Source organism: Pantoea sp. SGAir0183 (assembly GCF_043545505.1).
This window is the reverse complement of record NZ_CP028053.1, coordinates 2173103-2190297: the sequence shown is the minus strand read 5'-3', so window position 1 is coordinate 2190297 and position 17195 is coordinate 2173103. Positions and strand designations below refer to the sequence as shown.

At 56.0% G+C, this 17195-nt stretch carries 15 protein-coding genes; 6 read left to right on the top strand and 9 right to left on the bottom strand.

Annotated features, from left to right (window positions below):
- Positions 1–10: 10 nt before the first annotated feature.
- Positions 11–886, bottom strand: coding sequence for a polysaccharide deacetylase family protein (locus C1N59_RS10175; RefSeq protein ID WP_033741691.1), 876 nt, complete (start codon positions 884–886; stop codon positions 11–13).
- A gap of 19 nt (positions 887–905) precedes the next feature.
- Complete coding sequence (locus C1N59_RS10170) at positions 906–2282, bottom strand: amidase family protein (protein WP_394549402.1); 1377 nt, start codon at positions 2280–2282, stop codon at positions 906–908.
- Between the two features lie 284 nt (positions 2283–2566).
- On the opposite strand from C1N59_RS10170, the gene C1N59_RS10165 reads away from it, so the two are divergent.
- Positions 2567–3610 (top strand): GntR family transcriptional regulator, encoded by a 1044-nt coding sequence (locus C1N59_RS10165; RefSeq protein ID WP_039340319.1) that lies wholly within the window; start codon positions 2567–2569, stop codon positions 3608–3610.
- A 122-nt stretch (positions 3611–3732) separates the two neighbouring features.
- On the opposite strand, the gene C1N59_RS10160 is transcribed toward C1N59_RS10165, so the two are convergent.
- From C1N59_RS10160 to C1N59_RS10140, 5 genes are all read right to left on the bottom strand, one after another.
- The gene (locus tag C1N59_RS10160) at positions 3733–4452 is read right to left on the bottom strand and encodes a hypothetical protein (RefSeq protein WP_394549401.1); all 720 of its coding nucleotides are present in this window, start codon (positions 4450–4452) and stop codon (positions 3733–3735) included.
- A gap of 79 nt (positions 4453–4531) precedes the next feature.
- The gene (locus C1N59_RS10155; protein WP_006119165.1) at positions 4532–4921 is read right to left on the bottom strand and encodes a RidA family protein; all 390 of its coding nucleotides are present in this window, start codon (positions 4919–4921) and stop codon (positions 4532–4534) included.
- 9 nt (positions 4922–4930) lie between these two features.
- The gene (locus tag C1N59_RS10150) at positions 4931–6262 is read right to left on the bottom strand and encodes an NAD(P)/FAD-dependent oxidoreductase (protein WP_054633748.1); all 1332 of its coding nucleotides are present in this window, start codon (positions 6260–6262) and stop codon (positions 4931–4933) included.
- A 23-nt stretch (positions 6263–6285) separates the two neighbouring features.
- Positions 6286–7758, bottom strand: coding sequence for an aldehyde dehydrogenase family protein (locus C1N59_RS10145; RefSeq protein WP_394550754.1), 1473 nt, complete (start codon positions 7756–7758; stop codon positions 6286–6288).
- Positions 7759–7791: 33 nt separating this feature from the next.
- A complete protein-coding gene (locus C1N59_RS10140; RefSeq protein WP_394550817.1) occupies positions 7792–8922 on the bottom strand; it encodes an alanine racemase in 1131 nt (376 codons plus the stop codon).
- A gap of 93 nt (positions 8923–9015) precedes the next feature.
- Between C1N59_RS10140 and C1N59_RS10135 the strand changes: the two genes are divergently transcribed.
- The 4 genes from C1N59_RS10135 (at position 9016) to C1N59_RS10120 (ending at position 12069) form a co-directional block, all read left to right on the top strand.
- Positions 9016–9930 (top strand): LysR substrate-binding domain-containing protein, encoded by a 915-nt coding sequence (locus C1N59_RS10135; protein WP_006119169.1) that lies wholly within the window; start codon positions 9016–9018, stop codon positions 9928–9930.
- Between the two features lie 334 nt (positions 9931–10264).
- Entirely contained in the window at positions 10265–10828 is a 564-nt protein-coding gene (locus C1N59_RS10130) for a fasciclin domain-containing protein (protein WP_006119170.1), read from the top strand.
- Positions 10829–10870: 42 nt separating this feature from the next.
- Positions 10871–11425, top strand: a complete 555-nt coding sequence (locus C1N59_RS10125; RefSeq protein ID WP_033741702.1) for an RNA polymerase sigma factor — start codon at positions 10871–10873, stop codon at positions 11423–11425.
- Positions 11422–12069 (top strand): anti-sigma factor, encoded by a 648-nt coding sequence (locus tag C1N59_RS10120; protein WP_282498826.1) that lies wholly within the window; start codon positions 11422–11424, stop codon positions 12067–12069. The genes C1N59_RS10125 and C1N59_RS10120 overlap by 4 nt, the downstream gene beginning before the upstream one ends.
- Positions 12070–12079: 10 nt before the next feature.
- Here the strand turns inward: C1N59_RS10120 and C1N59_RS10115 are convergent, their stop codons facing one another.
- Entirely contained in the window at positions 12080–13723 is a 1644-nt protein-coding gene (locus tag C1N59_RS10115) for a methyl-accepting chemotaxis protein (RefSeq protein ID WP_394550752.1), read from the bottom strand.
- 828 nt (positions 13724–14551) lie between these two features.
- On the opposite strand from C1N59_RS10115, the gene kup reads away from it, so the two are divergent.
- Positions 14552–16420 carry a low affinity potassium transporter Kup gene (kup, locus tag C1N59_RS10110; RefSeq protein WP_263757970.1) on the top strand — a complete coding sequence of 623 codons (1869 nt, stop codon included), beginning with the start codon at positions 14552–14554 and terminating at the stop codon, positions 16418–16420.
- Between the two features lie 59 nt (positions 16421–16479).
- Here the strand turns inward: kup and C1N59_RS10105 are convergent, their stop codons facing one another.
- Positions 16480–17103 carry an FMN-binding negative transcriptional regulator gene (locus C1N59_RS10105; RefSeq protein WP_054633744.1) on the bottom strand — a complete coding sequence of 208 codons (624 nt, stop codon included), beginning with the start codon at positions 17101–17103 and terminating at the stop codon, positions 16480–16482.
- Positions 17104–17195 lie beyond the last annotated feature (92 nt).

Genomic DNA, 17195 nt, shown 5'->3' with positions numbered 1-17195 from the left:
AGAAAAAGGCTTAACGCGGTTGGCGCGCTAAGAAGTCGTCGGCAATTTCGTCGAAAGTGACGAAACGCACGCCCTGGTGACTCTGGATGTACTTAATCAGGCGCTCCAGCATCAGCAGCACCTGCGGACGGCCTGATACGTCGGGATGAATCGTCATGGTAAAGACGGCATAGTCGTTTTCGCGATATACCCAGTCGAACTGATCGCGCCAGATCTCCTCCAGATGGCGCGGATTGACAAAACCGTGGCTGTTCGGTGACTTCTTGATAAACATCATGGGTGGCAGATCATCCAGATACCAGTTAGCGGGGATCTCCACCAGGTCGGTCTCTTCGCCGCGCATCAGCGGCTTCATCCAGGTGTCCGGATGCTGGCTGTAGTCAATTTTGGTCCAGCTGTCGCCTACGCGAACGTAGTAGGGATGAAAGTCGTTGTGCATCAGGCTGTGATCGTATTTGATGCCTTTTTTTAGCAGCAGCTCATTGGTCACATTGCTGAATTCCCACCAGGGCGCGACGTAACCGGTTGGACGTTTACCCGCAAGCTGCGTCACCAGTTCAATACTGCGATCCAGCACCGCCTCTTCCTGCGCGGGCGTCATGGCAATCGGGTTTTCATGGCTGTAGCCATGCACGCCAATCTCGTGGCCGGCGTCAACCACCGCTTTCATCTGCGCCGGGAAGGTTTCGATTGAGTGGCCGGGAATAAACCAGGTGGTGCGCAGATTATGTTCAGCAAACATTTTCAGCAAACGCGGTGCGCCCACTTCTCCGGCGAACAGCCCGCGCGAGATATCGTCAGGGGAATCTTCCCCGCCGTAAGAGCCGAGCCAGCCGGCAACAGCATCCACATCCACACCAAATGCACATAAGATTTCTTTCGCCATCTTTTCTTCCTCTGGAGCGTTAAGCGCAGACCGAATCGTCTGCGGTAAAAAGACCTGCCAGTCGGCTGGCAGCATGAAGGAGCCGGCGATCTTCGCCAGCCGGTAGAGAGAAAAGCAGACTGGTATGCAACCCACGGTCATCGGTACCGCTCGGCAGGGCGATGCCCGGCATATCCAGCAGGCTGCCCGGCATGGTCAGGCGCAGCGTGGCCACGTTGGTCTGGGCGAACAGCGCGCTGTCCTGCATCAGCGGACCCAGTTCCGGTGCGGTATGGGCCACCGTGGGAGTGATCAGTATTGCGCCCGCCAGCTCCGCCGCCAGGGCCTGTTGCCACTGCTGACGTTGAGCCAGAAAGGTATCGAGCACGGCCGGGTCCTGATCGCTGGCGGCAAGCAGACGTTCGCGCACTCTGGCATCCATGCGTTCTGCGTCAGGTGAGGCTAATAAGAGGCGATGCAGCAACCAGGCTTCGCGCCCACCCGGCCAGCCTTTTTCAGCGATCCAGTCAAGCGCCTGCGTAAACGCGGTAAGCGGCTGGCGGTCAATGGCAAAGCCGGCCGCGTCGAGGCGATCCAGCATTCTCAGGCCGTTATCGCGAACGGCGGGCTGGCATGTCATGAGGAGCGCGTCGTCAACCCGGAAACGGGGTTCAGGAAAGGCGGTGGTATTCGGACCGCACAGGATGTCATCAAGAGCGATAGCATCCCGGACGCTGCGGCATAACGGGCCGAGGGTATCCAGCGAGCGGGCCAGCGGAAAAACGGCGTCCATGGCATAACGGCCACGGCTGGCGCGGTAGCCCGTAATGCCGCTGAATGCGGCCGGAATACGAATGGATCCGCCGGTATCGGTGCCAAACGCGATACAGGCCAGGCCTTCCGCGACTGCCCTGCCTGCCCCGCTGGACGATCCGCCCGGCGCGTGCAGGCTGCCCGCTGATGACCGGATAACCGGTGTACCAAACGCGGGATTCAGGCCGAGTCCGGAAAACGCAAATTCGCTGAGATTGGTTTTGCCGATCGTGACCATGCCCGCCGCCGCGCACCGGGCAACGACGGGTGCATCCTGTAGGGCGGGCGAAACGTGTTGCCGGGTGGCCGAACCGGCGGTGGTCTGGCAGTCCTGAAGGTCGAACAGGTCTTTCCAGGCCACCGGAATTCCATCCAGTGGACTCAACGGCTGGCCCTGCCGCCAGCGCTGCATTGAGGCTTCGGCCTCTTCACGGGCGCGCGCCGGGGTGAGCGAAATAAACACCGAAGGGGCATTTTCTGCGGCGGTCAGGCAGGCCTCAGTAAACGCCAGGGGTGAAAGGCGGTGCTGTGCATAAAGCGCACTGATTCCCAGCGCATCGATCTGACCCTGAATGTATAACTGACGGACGGTTTCTGGCTGCACACGCTTACCTTTAAATGTATATTGCAATTTAATGTACATTTGAAGATAGCAATAACAATGCCAGGAAAAGGACTGTTAAGTTACATATTTGTGATCTTATCGATCATTAAATAATTTAAATCAGCAATAACAAAAGCTTAAATTGGGAGTAGTGACAGACATTTGTTCAGGCGGAGTAAAATCCTGTCTTTGTATTAAATGTACTAATTTATTTATGATCCATTTTAGAGCGCCGTGCACTAACGCAGTGCTGTGCGTGGGCAGCCGTCGTTATTTCCTCAGATGTGATAATCTGGCGGGCAGGATGGGAGCGGAAAAAGACAATGCGAAACATAATGAATGGAGCAGACATGGATGACGCCGGTTCTGCGCGTTATGAAATCATCCGCCAGGTGCTGCTTAACGTGCTGCAGCAAAACGCCGTTCCTAAAGGCCTGGTGTTGCTGGAAGGTCCGTTAGCACAGCTCTTCGGCACCAGCCGCGTGCCGGTCAGGCGGGCGTTAAGTATGCTGCATGAAGAAGGCTGGATTGCCCGCTTTGAAGGCCGGGGCTTTATCGTGGCCCGTGACGACGAAGACGTCGAACCCGTGCGCATTGCCCTGACGCGCGAACTGTTGGGGCTGGCGCATCATGAGGAACTGGTCGACACCCGCAGTACGGGTGAAAAAGTGCTGGAGCACCTCCAGGGTGTGCTGTCGACCGCGATGATCTTTGGTTGCTATCAGGTGGATGAGCAGGACGCGGCACACTATTACACCACCAGCCGGGGCGTGATTCGTGAGAGCTTAATGCGCCTGCGTGATAAAGGCCTGGTGGAAAAAGAACCCTATTCCCAGTGGCTTACCGGTCCGTTAACGGCGCGCGAGCTGGGCGACCATTTTGAAATCCGGGCCAATCTTGAACCCGCAGCGCTGCGTAAAGCAGGCGAACGGCTGGACGTCGACTGGCTGAAGTCGCGGCTGGATAACGCGAAAAAATCGCAGGGTAAGCAGTTAACGGCCATTGAACTGGAAACCCTGGAAGAAGATCTGCACATTCGCTGCCTGGAGCCTGCCGGTAACAAGCTGATGATGCAGATACTGCGACAACACCAGTCGCCCTTTATCGTCACGCGCATTTTCTATGACCTGCTGCGTATCCCTGTCGACAGTGCCATGCTGGATGAACACTGCCTGGTCTATGAATTTTTGCTGAAACGGAACTGGGAACTGGCGGCCGCCTGCATGAAGGATCATCTGGAGCGCGCGCAGGTTCGCACGTTGCAGCGGCTGAAAGTGTTATCTGTGCTGCCTGTTCCGGCCTTTCCAGATTTTATGGCACGGCGCTAGCCGCTTATAAAGGTGACACTGTCACGTAAAAAGCGACGTCTTCTCCTTCTGTCACACTAGCCCGTCACCGGTTCCCTCTTCAGCGCTGAACGCGTCATGTCGGACATGCTGACTCAGCCTCTTTACCGACGCGCGTAAAACGCTTGAAAAACAGTCACCGGTGCGCTGACCGCCAGCGGCTGAAGCGGAAAACCGGTCGCCAGGCGGGAAGGATGAAACTCGCCCTGAATATGCTGATACAAGTGCGACGCACGTTCTGCTCTGAGGCTACCGTCCCAGCGCAAAAACTGTCCCCAGAGCGGCATATTACGGTAGCGGTCCGTGACCGGCATGGCCGAACGCAGGTACGCGGGCGGAAACAGCCGACGATAGCGGTGATGATGGTAGAGCCACGACAGCCCACGAAGGGTTTTTACCGCGGGCGTGAGAGTCACTATCTGCGCCAGTAAACCGCACAATTCGCGCTGACGCGCGGCGACCTCGCTGTCACACAGGGGCGAAACCGTTCCGTCAGTGGGCTCAAAATGAATGCGTGCGGACCGATCCGTTTCCAGACTGAATGAGAAACAGCCCGAACGCCCCACCATATCGGGTGGGGCAACAGGCGGCCGGGATTGCCAGACAGCCAGCGTATACTCAGCATCTTTATCGGGGTTGTGCCGCAGGCCGCGAATATAGTCTGACCAGGCGGGAAGCTGAGGATCGAACCGCCGCCCGCACCCCAGACGAATAAAAATGTTCGTGTAATCCATAATCGCGTTGGCCAGCGGCATGCCTGTGCCTGACGCCACCCAGGCCGCGAAACAGAGTTGTATCCTGAAGAATTCAGCGGTGAGCTTCATGCCTGGCGGCCTTCTCCTGACGAGCATATGCGCATTTTACCATCCCTTACGGCGACGCGCCGCGGGCAAAGCGCGCCGTTCAACGCGTCTGCACCGCCGTCGCTTCAATCTCTAACAGGACACCATAATGCAGTCCGGAAACCGGCACCACAGCGCGGGCGGGTTTCCAGCTCCCCAGCCACTGCGCGTAAAGCGCATTAAAATCATCCCATAATGCGATGTCAGCCAGATAGACTCTGACCATCACCAGTTGTGATCGGGTAAGATTCTCCTGGCGCAGGCAGGTATCCAGACTGGCAAAGACCTGCAGGACCTGATCGGCAAAGGGCGCGGCGCTGAGCATCTCCCCTGCGGGCGTGGCCGGTAACAGACCCGAAATAAACATCATTCCTGCCCCCAGACAATAGTGGGAGTAATGACCGGGATGCGGCTGGTCATTGATATCTCGCGCCTGCAATCGCTGAAGCATATTTTCTCCTTACATCATGCCGGGTTGTTTCAGGGCGCTGCCATCGCGGAAACGGCTGTAACGGAACGCCGTGGGGTCCACGATGGGATCATCACCGGTCACCAGATCGGCCGTCAGGCGGCCGGCACCGGGACCGATGCCAAAGCCATGCCCACTGTAGCCCGCCGACAGAACCAGACCGGGAAGCTGTGGCACGGTGGAGATGACCGGTATATCGTCAGGCATACAGTCGATGACGCCGCCCCAGGCCTGCGTGACTCGCAGCCCGGCCAGCGCAGGATACTCACGGCCGATGGCCATCAGCCCCTTTTCCACCACGCCGTCCGACACCGTCGGGTCCAGAATGCGGATTTTTTCAAAGGGGGACGGGCGCTCCATTGACCAGCGCGCCAGCGACTCCGGTCCCTGTAGAAAGGAGGTCAGGCGGATTTTGGTTTCCAGATTGAGCCGACGTGCTTTGTATAACGGGAAGAACTGACGGGCATATTTCAGCCCCTGAATGCCGGGCTCAAGACGACCCGTGCCGGACAGTGCGATGGTATAACCGCCGTCCGATCGTGGCCGACAGGCAAACGCATCCGTATAGAAAGGCCGGGTAATCACCTGTTCGACGGGATAAGTACGAAACGCACTGCCGATGACATTACCCGCAGGTAAATCGATGCCGTGCCGGCGACAAAACAGCGATGTCCAGGCACCTGCGGCGCAGACCACGCGCGAGGTTTTAATCAGACCTCTTTCCGTGATCACCCCGCTCACCTGACCTGCCGAAATATCCAGCCCGCGCACCGCACAGCGCTGAAACAGAAAGGCGCCCTTTTTCACCGCCGCCTCCATCAGGCCTGGCGCGGCAAGCGCGGGATCGGCATAACCGTCATCGGGTGAATGCACGCCGCCTTTCCACGCTGTGCGGCTACCGGGCGTCATGGCTTTTGCCTCTGCGGCATTGAGAATCTGGCTACGAATGCCGTACTGCTTCGCCATTTTCCCCCAGTTATCCCAGTTGCGGATGTCCTTTTCCGTGCACGTTGCATAGACCAGCCCGGTGGCGCGGAATCCTACGTCCATGCCGATTTCCTTGCTCAGTTCATGCCAGCGTTGCAGCGCATGCAGGATCAGCGGGATCTCCCGTTCATCCCGGTTAAGCTGGCGGCACCAGCCCCAGTTACGGCTTGACTGTTCAGCCCCGACCAGGCCCTTTTCGATCACCGCCACCCTATAGCCTTTTTGGGTGAGCGCCCAGCAGGTTGCCGCGCCGACAATGCCTGCCCCAATAATCACTACATCCACCGAGTCGGGAAAATGCGTACTGTCCTGAACCAGCCTGAGCGGTGCGGGCATAATATCTGCTCTCCAGCGAAAGGTTAAAAATCGATTAATACGCTTTTATAGCGCTGACAGGCCTCAAAGGCCTGGCGGCCCAGATCTTTACCAAAGCCGGATCCCTGAAAACCGCCGGTAGGGATAATGAAATCCCAGGTGCGGCGATAGCGGTTAACCCACACCGTTCCGCTGTCCAGCGCGCGCATTAAGCGCATCGCCCGTGGCATGTTCAAGGTGTGGACGCCCGCGCACAGGCCAAAGACCGCATGCTGCGCCAGCGCCAGGGCTTCTTCCTCATCGGTAAAGGTCTGAATGGTCAGCACCGGTCCAAAAATCTCTTCGTGCAACGCCACGTTATCCGGGCCGACGTTCTCCAGCAGTGTGGGCTGCCAGAACCAGCCTTCTTTCGTATTGTCGTAGCGTTTTCCACCCACCAGCACCCGCGCACCCTGAGCGACGGACTGCGCAATAATCGTGGCCACTTTTTCACCCTGGCGTGCGTCAATCAGCGGACAATAACGTGTTGACGCGTGCCAGGTCATGCCGGGCACGGGTTTCTGACAGCGTGCAATCAGCTTTTCTGTCACACGTTCAGCAATGCCTTTCTGAATAATCAAGCGTGTTCCGGACACGCAGGCCTGACCGGCATTCACTGTGAATCCCAGAAAGAGGCGTTCGGCAATCTCGTCGGCGTCGCCGGCGTCATCAAAGACCAGCTGCGGGCTTTTGCCGCCCAGCTCCAGCGTGACCGGTTTAGTGCCGTGCAGGGCCGCCTGGCTCATAATCGCCGCACCGGTGGCAGTGGAGCCGGTAAAGGAGACCTTGCGCACCAGCGGATGCGTTACCAGCGCATTACCGGTGACCTTGCCGCTGCCCTGGATCACATTCAGCACACCGGATGGGATCCCCGCCTGCACCGCCAGTTCGGCCAGACGGGCCGTTGAAAACGGCGTCAGTTCAGACGGCTTCAGCACCACCGCGTTACCTGCCGCCAGAGCCGGGCCGCATTTCCAGGAAGCCATTGACAGGGGAAAATTCCACGGCGTGATTGCGCCGATCACCCCATAGGGCTCAGGCACCAGCATGCCCAGGCTACTGTGCTGCGTTGGAAACACGTCACCGCTGTATTTGTCCGCGCATTCGGCATAAAAACGCAGGGCCGCCGCGGTAAAGGGCACTTCGATATTGCGTGCATCGGTGACGGGTCGGGTCGATCCGACGGCTTCCAGCTGCGCCAGGTATTCACTGTCTTTTTCGATTAAGTCTGCCCAGCGCGAGAGGGCTGCACCCCGTTCTCGTGGCGAACAACCCGACCAGCCGCTGCTGATGCGCCGTGCTTCGGCCACGGTCACGGCATCGTCGACGGTACGGGCATCCGCCTCATGGATCTCTGCATAATGCTGACCGTCAGAAGGCCGTTTAATGCGCATAGCCTGACCGCTGGCGGATACAAATTGTCCGTCGATAAAGTGTCCGCTGGACAGGTGAACGTCATCGGGATTGAAATCAGTCATACGTGCCTCTTGAAAAAAGAAAGGAGCGGGACATCACCAGCCGGTGACGCGATGCCAGACTTCGTGTTCCCCGCTCTGGCTGTCCATTACCTGATACCGGGTGTGCATTCCGGCAGTGGCGCAGGCGTGATTGGGCAAAATCCGCAGCCGGGTCCCGAGCGAGAAATCCGTGACCTGGTGACCGCTGTCGGGCGGAATGGCGATAATGCCGTGTTCCTGATTGGTGGTCGACAGCAGGAGTCCGGTGGATCGCCCTTCGCTGTCACATACCAGGCCGTAGCCATAGTCGGTTTTTTGCGAGGCGGTGCCACGGTCGCGCGACATCGCCATCCAGCCTGCATCGACAAACAGCCAGCCTTTTTCAGCGTTGTGGCCAATTACCGTGGTGACAACAGAAAGCGCGATATCGTCGGCGGTGCAGACGCCGAGGTTGGTCATAAACAGATCGAAAGTGGAAAACACCCCGGCGCGCACTTCCGTTACCCCGTCTAAATCCCTTACGGCATGGGCCGTGGGCGTCGATCCCACGCTCACCACCGGACAGGTCACGCCAGCCGCGCGAAGGCGCTTAGCCGCTTTGATGGCGGCCTGGCACTCCGCCCGTGCCGCCTGTGCAATCTCGTCCTGCGTACGGCAGTGATACGATTCCCCTGCGTGAGTTAACACCCCTTCGACATGCATTCCGTTCTGCTGCAAATACGCGCCAATGTCGGTCAGGGCGCTGTCGTCCGGTTTTATGCCGCCCCGATGACCGTCGCAGTCAATCTCGATAAACACGCTAAAGGCCACCTGATGCTGCTGCCCGTATGCAGATATGGCCTGCGCCTGTGTCAGACTGTCGAGCAGAAGATGCACCTGGGCACCCTGACGAAGACAGGCCGCGATGCGCGGCAGCTTGTCCGGCGCAATCCCCACGGCATAAAGGATATTGCGGTAACCTGCGGCAGCAAACGCCTCGGCTTCAGCCAGTGTGGACACCGTGGCCGGTGAAGCCCGGTCACGCAGTAGCCAGGGGGCCGACTGTACCGTGCGTAGCGTTTTCAGATGGGGGCGAATCTGACAGTGCAGGCTATCAATATGATCGTAGAGCCTGCGGATATTCCGCCTGAACTTCACTTTGTCCAGCAGCAGATACGGCGTTGTCAGTGAGGAATCGTTAAGCATCATTGTCTGTCCTGAGGGGTTTACTGGATGCTCTCATCAATGCATTTAGTTTAAAATGCAGACACACCCAATTAATGATTAGGTTTGAACCTAATGATCAACAGTGACGATCTGCGGTTTTTTCAGGTGATCTCCGCCAGCGCGACCCTGGCCGCCGCCGCCCGCTATCTGGATATCACGCCACCGTCCGTGACCCAGCGGCTGCAGCACATTGAACAAAAAATGGGCATTAAGCTTATTTTGCGTCCGGCAAAACGGATCATTCTGACCGACGAAGGTGAAGCGTTATTAGCACGCGCGCGGCTGATTTTGCATGAGCTGGACCAGCTACAGGATGTGATTGACCAGACCCGAAACCGGATAAGCGGCACGTTGCGGGTACTGGCTCCGCTGGGCTTTGGCTCGGAATATATCGCGCCCTTGCTCTCCGATTATGTTGACCAGCATCCCGATCTCAGCGTGGATCTGATGCTGTCAGACAATCCGAACTGGATGCAGGCCGATAAATGGGACGTGGCGATCTATATTGGCAACCTGCGGGACTCGTCGTTGTACAGCACCCGAATTGCACCTAACCGCCGCGTGCTGTGCGCTTCGCCGGATTATCTGCAGCGCCACGGTGTGCCCACGCATCCCGCTGAACTCACGCAGCACCACTGTCTGGTTATCCGTGAAAATGCTGAGGACGTGACTCGTTGGGTGTTTGCGCATCAGCATGACCCGGTCACCGTCAAAATTACGCCCCGTCTGGCAAGTAACGATGGTCGGGTGATTAAACGCTGGGCGCTGCAAGGCAAAGGGATTATGGTGCGCTCGATCTGGGACATCAGCAGTGAAATTAAACAGGGGCGACTGGTTCCACTCCTGCCTGAATTTATGCTGCCGCCCGCCGACATTGCCGCGCTGACCAGCATGCCAGAAATCAAACGCCTGCCCCGTACTCAGGGCTTTATCACGTTACTGAAAACTACCTTTAGCGCGCCGCCGTGGATGCAGAACGAACAGTAAGCCACAGGTCTTGTTGGGGGGGACAGGTGTGCTTCGCGGTCCATAAGGCTTATCAGCCGCTCACGCCAGCTGTTGCGAACGGCATGAGGTCTGAAGCACACAGGAAACGGGTTGAGTGTGCTTCAAACGCTTTGTATTAGTGACGGTATCGCCAGGCCGGACAGCCCGTGAAAATTGTGCTTAAACGGCCAGGCGTGCTTGACCGTACCCGTGCGCCCGCCTCCAGCGGATAAATCTTCGTAAAAAAATTATTTTTTTCTGCATCCAGTGACGACCCTGCTCTCGTATCTCTCTTTGCAAGACACTTACCCACTCTCTCTTATGAGGATTTACGATGAAAAAGTTCTTCGCTGTTGCCGTAGTTTCAAGCGCATTCCTGTTTACTGCCGCCTCATTTGCCGCAATGGAGTCGGGCTCCGTGATGGTCGGTGGCGCTGCGATGTACCCTCAGAAAAATATCGTTGAGAATGCGGTGAATTCGAAAGATCACACCACGCTGGTGGCGGCGGTGAAGGCGGCCGGTCTGGTTGACACACTACAGGGTAAAGGGCCGTTTACCGTCTTTGCCCCGACCAATGCCGCGTTCGCGAAACTGCCCGCCGGTACCGTCGATAATCTGCTTAAGCCGGAAAACAAAGCGCAGTTGACCAGCGTCCTGACCTACCATGTTGTGGCAGGCAAATACGACATGAAAGCGCTGGAGAACAAGATTAAGCAAGGCGGCGGTCATGCTGAACTGAAAACCGTTAACGGCCAGCCGTTGTGGATTATGAATAATGGCCCACACAATATTCAGCTGAAAGATGCACAGGGTAACGTGGCCAATATCAGTACGTATGACGTCAACCAGAAAAACGGCGTGATAGATGTGATTGATACCGTATTAATGCCGAAGTAATTCTCTATACTCAAACGGAAAATCACATCATTCAGGATGATTATGGACAAGGTGCGGGCAGTGGAGCAGGTAACCCTGATGCAGGCGATCGTGAAAGGCGATCGCCTGGCGTTCGAAAAACTGTATCGGCAAACCTCGCCGCACCTTTTTGCCATTGCCTTACGAATGTTACGCCATCGCCCCTGGGCGGAAGAAGTGCTGCATGACTGCTTTCTCACCATCTGGAGCAAAGCGGAGACCTATGATCCAGCGCTGAGCGCGCCGATGACCTGGATGACGCAGATCGTTCGTCATCGTTGTATTGACTGGTTACGTAGCGGACAGGCGCGCATGGCCAGTACAGAAGAACCGCATGATGATGCCCTGCTGGTCGTCGATACCGACGAACCGGACAGCAGGCCCGATGATGCCCAGGCTGCGCGCCTGCGTCGCTGTATGGAAAACCTTAGCAGCGAGCAACGGCAGAGCGTTACGCTGGCCTATTATCAGGGCATGTCACACAGCGATATTGCTCACTGGCTACAGCAGCCGGTAGGTTCGGTGAAAAGCTGGATCCGCCGTGCCATGGCCCACCTTCGGGAATGTGTCGGACTATGAACAGACAACAACGTGACGATGCACTCTCTGCAGAGTACGCCATTGGTACGCTGCGTGGCCCCGCCCGGTTACGCTTTCAGACGCGCCTGCTGACCGAGCCAGATCTGGCCGAACAGGTTGCCAAATGGCAAACGTTACTCGCTGGGCTGGACAGTCAACTGATACCCGAAATCCCGCCGGATCGGGTCTGGAAGAAAATTGTCCTGAATCTGCCCGCAAAACCCTCTGCCCGCCCTGCCCGCCGCGCCGCACTGGGCTGGATGGTAGCGGCGGCCATTGCGGTCCTTGCCCTTTTTTCCTGGCGCATATTTTACGTGCCAGAGTTTACCCCGCTTACCGTCATGAGTGACGCTCAGCAACACAGCCAATGGGTGGTCAGCGCCGACCACGATTTAACCCAGCTACGGGTGACGCCATTGCAGCCGGTAACGGCTGACAGCCACACCAGCCTGCAGTTATGGCTGATTCCAACAGGCAGTCGTCCCATTTCGCTGGGGTTACTTAACGCTGAACAGGCCACCCAACTGGCACTGAAACGGCAAGATTCCCTGAAAAACGCGGTGGTCGCCATCAGCCGGGAGCCGCGGGGCGGCTCACCGACCGGGCAACCCACCGGGCCCGTACTCTACAGTGGTAAAATATAGGCCCGACACATCAGAAATGTTGCCAGTTTGCGTCCTGATTTGCCGCCGATGCGGTCGCCATCGCGAAGGCGGGTTTGAGCGGCGCCACCGTGCGCGCCTGTACAGCGGGAGCCTCGGTCAGCACGAAGGCGGCAACCAGATCATTCTGTGCGCCTGCCTGATCCATCAGCGAGCGCGATGCTGATGACGCTTCCTGCACCAGTGCGGCGTTCTGTTGCGTAACGTCATCCATCTGATGCACTGCCTGATGGACCTGACTGATGCCCAGCGACTGCTCCTGAGACGCAATGGCAATCTCATCAACCAGATCGGTGACCTGGCGAATTGCATCATTCATGCGCCCCATATTTTCCCCGACCTGCTCTGCCTGGCTGACGCCCGTTTCCACATAACGCATCGACGATTCGATCAGATCTTTAATCTCCCGTGCGGAGGCCGACGAGCGTTGGGCAAGATTACGCACTTCACCGGCCACCACGGCAAAGCCCCGCCCCTGCTCGCCGGCACGGGCGGCCTCAACGGCGGCATTGAGTGCCAGGATATTGGTCTGAAACGCCACACCTTCAATCAGCGCGATGATGGCGGTGATTTTCTCCGAACTCTGTTTTATATCGGTCATGGTGCCTAACATGGTGTGCACTTTGTCAGAGCTGTCACTGGATATCTCACGCGCGTTTTTAGACAACTGGCTGGCAAGACGGGTATTTTCAGCCGTCTGACGAACCGTTTCGCTCAGTTCAGACATGCTGGCCGCCGTTTCTTCAAGCGACGCGGCCTGCTGTTCGGTTCGTGAGGAGAGATCTTCGTTACCGGCTGAAATTTGCGACGAGGCCGTGCTGACCGAGTGGGCGGACCGTTCGACGGCAGACAAAGACTGCGCCACATTCTCCACCAAAGCATTAAATGCTTTTGCCGTTAACCCGATTTCATCTTTACGTGCGTCATCGGCACGCAGCGTTAAATCAAGCCGCTCGCTGGCGTGCTCCATGGTTGTGCGCATACCATTCAGATGGCGACGAATGCTTAATATAGTACGAACAGATAACGCGCCCAATATCAGGATAATGACGCTGGAACCGGCGATTAAGGCCCATAAGGTTTGATGATAAACGCGGTTATTCTCTTTTTGAAAAGCCGCGCCCACCTGCACATTAAACTGCAGTTGGTTCTGATAACTCTCAATGAGATCACGGATAGACTGCCCCACACCGTCCGGGCCTTGCAAGGCGGAAAGAGAATGAGCGTCATCATGCGAACGCGAGTATTCAAGGAAGGCAGGTAAGCGCGTCTGGATCTGTTTAATCAGTGCCAGCGCATGTTCACTTAACTGCTTATCCTGATCGTTGGTAATTTCATTTTTTAAATAGAACAGGGTCAGGCCTTTCAGCGTATCCATCTTCGCAGCGATTTCTTTTTCGAACTCAACCTGCTTAGCCGAATCTTTGGCACTCTGGTGGCGATAAAGCGATACGTTAACCCGATTACTGCCGTTGACCATTTTATCAAGGTCTACAATTGAAGGTAGCGTGTTGTCTTGCACGTACTGAAAACGCGACTGAAAGCCTGCTAACACCATGATGACGATCACTACCATCGCGACCATAGCTGCGGAGAGTAGAGAAAACGTCAGGAAAAGTCGCTGTGTAATAGTCATATTAAAACCCCGAATATTAAGACGGTAATTCTGTAAGTAATGCTGAATAACGCCAGCAATAAATATATCGACGCTTCAGGTATTAGCATTAATGTCAGATGGTGCTGTGTCGCAAAGATATCAGGACAAAACGTTTATTTTCATAAAAACAGATTAGCCCGCTGAATGAGAGTTTGACTATTAAAGGCAGAAAGGAAAATTAAAAAGAAGAAGTGATAATGATTAAAAATAAACAAAATTTATTTTCAGTCATCGTTTATCCAACCTTATTTAAAACGACACACAACATTAATCAGTAAAAGTTGGCTAAAGACAGCGCAAAATCGTCTTCACCCCCTGTCCACGACACCGTATTTGTCTTTTATTTTTTGAAATTAATTAGCCTTAAAAAATCGCTGACAGCATTAATCATAAATAAGGACTATTAAAAAATATTTTTTTAAAACGGCAGAGGCTGCGTGGTGTTTCCTGTACGGGCTGATTACACTTTGAGGAACTGTTCTGAGCGTGCACGGACGCGTCCGCATGCTGTTACGAGGGAGGCAGCGTTGAGATGAGACCTTATCCGCGTGTGTTGACCTGGCAGGCGAATCACGCGTCAGGGGGAAACGGTAGCGGTAAAGGGTCAGCGTCAGGCCTCACTGCCGGATAAATCGACAGTTGTATAAAAATGCCGTAAAAATAAAGCGCAAAGCTGTAAAAATGCAGTACATAACATCACCAGCTACTCCCTAATTCACAGCAAAACGCGTAATGTCATGCTCAGCGTCAACCGGTGTAACTGTCGGTTTGAAGCTTATGATGACGTGAAATACAACAGGACATTAAATGGCCCAGTCTGAAAAGCAATCCCTTCCAGCCGGTATGCTGGCAGCAGCAGGGATCGTATTTGGTGATATCGGTACCAGCCCGCTTTATACCTTAAAAGAGTGTCTTTCTATCCTTCCTTCTGGCGCGGTCACCGAAGAAGCCGTGATGGGCTTTCTGTCGCTGATCTTCTGGGGACTGATGCTGATTGTGACGGTGAAATATGTCATGTTCATCATGCGCGCCGATCACGATGGCGAAGGGGGAATACTGACCTTAATGTCGCTGGCCCGGCAAAATGTTGGCGCCACGCTCAGCCGCATCATTGTGCTTGCCGGTTTGACGGGCGGCGCCTTTTTTTACGGCGACGGCATTATCACGCCGGCCATCTCAGTGCTATCTGCCGTTGAGGGGATCGAGGTTGTTGCACCCGCGCTGGATCGCTATATCGTGCCGCTGGCTGTGGTGATTCTGACTCTGTTATTTGTGATTCAAAAACACGGCACTGAACGGGTCAGCCGCGTCTTTGGGCCGATTATGCTGGTGTGGTTTATCACCCTGGCGATACTGGGCGTGCACGGAATTCTGATGAATCCCCATGTTCTTCATGCGCTCAACCCGGCATTTGCGCTGAAATTTCTGCTGAATCATGAAGCCCTGTCTTTCGCAGCTTTGGGCATGGTGGTGCTGGCGGTGACCGGTGCGGAGGCCCTGTATGCTGACATGGGGCATTTGGGGAAAACCCCCATCAGGCTGGCGTGGCTGATCATTGCCCTGCCTGCTCTGGTACTGAACTATTTCGGTCAGGGGGCGCTGGTGCTGGCCAGTCCCGCCGCGATACAAAACCCGTTTTATATCCTGGCCCCGGTCTGGGCGCAGATTCCGTTAATCATCCTGTCGACGCTGGCCACCGTTATTGCGGCTCAGGCGATTATTAGTGGGGTTTATACCCTGACACATCAGGCAATTCGTCAGGGCTTTTTGCCGCCGATGCGCGTCATTTTCACCTCGGCAACCGAATCGGGGCAAATCTACATTCCGGTAGTGAACTGGTTACTTTTCGGTGCGGTGACCGTCGTCATCCTGGCCTTCCGTCAGTCCTCGGCCCTCTCTTCGGCGTACGGCATCGTGGTGACCGGCACCATGGTTCTGACAGCCTGCCTGGCCGGTATCGTCGCCTTTAAAAACTGGAAATGGCCGCTGCCCGTGGCGCTGGTTTTCCTGCTCTGTATGTTGGCGATCGACGTTCCGTTGTTTATTTCCAACCTGATGAAACTGCTGTCGGGCGGCTGGGTCCCCGTGTTGCTGGCGATGACGATGCTGATGCTGATGCTGATCTGGAGCGGAGAGCGTTCAAGGCTCATTCGTCGTCTGACTGACGATCCCGTCAGGTTAAAAGCCCTGATTAGCTCGCTGGAGGCTTCGCCCCCGATGCGGGTTGGCGGTACGGCAATTTTTCTGACCCGCAAAGCGTATGAAATTCCGCAGGCGCTGTTGCATAACCTGAAACACAACCGGGTGCTGCATGAGCGGACGGTTCTTCTGCATATCAAAACGGTTGACCTGCCGCGTGTTCATAACCAGAAGCGCATCGCGCTACGTCAGCTTTCGCCGTCCTTCTGGCAGGTGACGGCCGAATACGGCTGGCATGAACGGCCTTCCATGAAAGATGTGTTGCACCTGTGCGGGCTGGAAGGATTTGGCTGTACGTTAAATGAGGCGTCGTTTTTCACCTCTCACGACACGCTGGTGATGAAGAAACGACGCGGTCTGGCACATGCCCGTGGTGCCATCTTCCATTTCTTCCAGCGCAATGCGTTACGTGCCCATGAACAGTTTATGATCCCGCCAAACCGCGTCATTGAGCTGGGTGGGCAAAAAGAGTTTTGATTGACGTACCCGGGCAGCGTCTTCATGTGACGCTGCCCGGTTTATTCCCTCCTCAGCCTTTACGCACCGTGGTGACGGGTCAGTACGTCTGGCCGGAAGCGGCTCAGCCAGTCCTGAGCAAAGCGCGCATAATCCGCATACGCACCGCCCTGGGCAGCCAGTTGCTGGAAAACATTAAGCTGTTCGGGTGGACGGCGATGCTGCCCAAGCTTCAGCGTGCCGCTGATGTGGCTAATCTCTATCCTGACACCGGTGATGCCCTGCATCAGTTTTTGTTGATAATCATCGGGAAGCCGTTGTTTATCCTGCCTCAGGCCCGGTTGAAACGCGGCTAACATTCTGTCCAGCGACTGGCCCAGTTCCGCCTGCGTCATCAGCCTGCTGATGCCTTTCACGCTGACGGCGGCATAGTTCCAGGTTGGAACGGCAGGTGACGCCAGATAGTAATCCGTACTGATAAAGGCATGCGGACCCAGAACGCTCAGCAGGCACGGCTGCTGCGCCAGCGCAACCCGTTGCGGATTATTGCGTGCCAGATGTGTTTCAAGAACGTTTTCACCGTTGAAGCAAAACGGAATATGGCTGATTTGCAGATCGCTGCTCACCAGGGTTCCAAACATGTGCTGCGTGAGAAAATGTCTGCACTCTTCCGGCGTCATGCTGGTGTCTTTTACGTTAAGCATTCACAATATCCTGGCTGAATTCCCTTTCGTCTTTATGCCATTAACCCCTCACCTCTGTCACGCTGCGAAACGTGACAGGATGAAAAAGGAGC